This window comes from Pseudoalteromonas sp. S1650, assembly GCF_005887195.1.
Taxonomy (GTDB): domain Bacteria; phylum Pseudomonadota; class Gammaproteobacteria; order Enterobacterales; family Alteromonadaceae; genus Pseudoalteromonas; species Pseudoalteromonas simplex.
Map to the genome: position 1 here is coordinate 1 of NZ_PNDF01000055.1, position 1,298 is coordinate 1,298.

General features: G+C 44.8%; 1 protein-coding gene. It reads right to left on the reverse strand.

Translation table 11 applies throughout. From position 1 onward, the window contains the following. On the reverse strand, window positions 1-1,298 hold a 1,298-nt coding region (locus CWB80_RS16210), incomplete at both ends, for an aldehyde dehydrogenase (NADP(+)) (RefSeq protein WP_138686286.1).

A 1,298-nucleotide genomic window follows, 5' to 3' on the forward strand; every position in this document is an offset into this window, starting at 1 on the left:
GATAAAATTATCTCAGACTGAACGCAAAATCGTCGCAAAAAGCTCAACATTGCAATTAACCCATCAGAAGTGCTACGTACATCTGTGGAGCTTGGAAATGGTCCACCATGGTTCATTGAGCCACATACTTCTACGCCGGTTGGCATTTGATTGTGTATTAAACGCCCTACTTTGTATTTCAGCTCTTCTATAACGTGTTCAGCTTTAGCTAAATCATCAGCGCTGTCATGCACACTTGCCGTAAGCTGCCCTTCAAGCGCTGCTACTAGTAAACTTAACTGCTCTATGCTTTCATAGCGAACCAATAAAGCCGCTGGGCCAAATACTTCTTCACGTAATGCAGGGGTTGCTAAATAGGTATCAACATTACAGGCAAATACATGGGCGTTACCATGAAAGTCTTCTGTAAGTGCGCCTTTTGCAATAAGCTCTACGTTTTCAAGCTCACTGCGCTGGCTAACTTGCTTTTTAAAGGTCTTCACAATACCTGGGGTTAATAAAGTATCTGAGGCGGCTGCACTAATGCAGTTGGCTACCTCGGCTTCTAATTCATCACAGCCCGTTGGTACCAGCCATAAGCCAGGACTGGTACAAAATTGGCCATTACCCATTAGCATTGATTGGCATAGCGCTTCAGCCATAGCTTTACCTTCATTTTGAGCTTTTTTTGGTAAAACTATTTGTGGGTTTATACTGCCGAGCTCGCCATAAAACGGAATAGGCTCTGAACGCTTGGCAATTGTTTCTTGTAGTAAACGTGCGACATTAAATGACCCCGTAAAACCAACAGCTTTAATAGCTGGCGCCGCGACTAATTGATGCGAAATATCGTAAACATCACTTTGCAGCATTGAAAATACACCTAGCGGCATATCACATTCTTTAATCGCAGCAAGCGCTGCACGGGCCATTAGCTCCCCAGTGCCTGGATGCGCAGTATGATTTTTAACAACCACTGGGCAGCCTGCTGCAAGTGCGGCGGCGGTATCCCCCCCGAGTGTTGAAAATGCATACGGAAAATTAGACGCACCAAATACAGCTACAGGCCCAAGAGGTAAGTAATTAAGCTCTGTACGAGGTTTAGGTAGTGGCGAGCGATTACTATCAGCTTCATCAAGCAGCTTTAAACCTAGTGGTGAGTCTGGGTTTTCACGCAGTGCACAGGCAAATGCTTTTAACTGATTAACCGTGCGCATTCGCTCACCTTGTAAGCGTGCCATAGGTAAATTGGTTTCTTGCGCTGTTTGCGTTAGTAAATCATCGCCAAGTGCTAAAATTTGCTCTGCAATACACTCTAA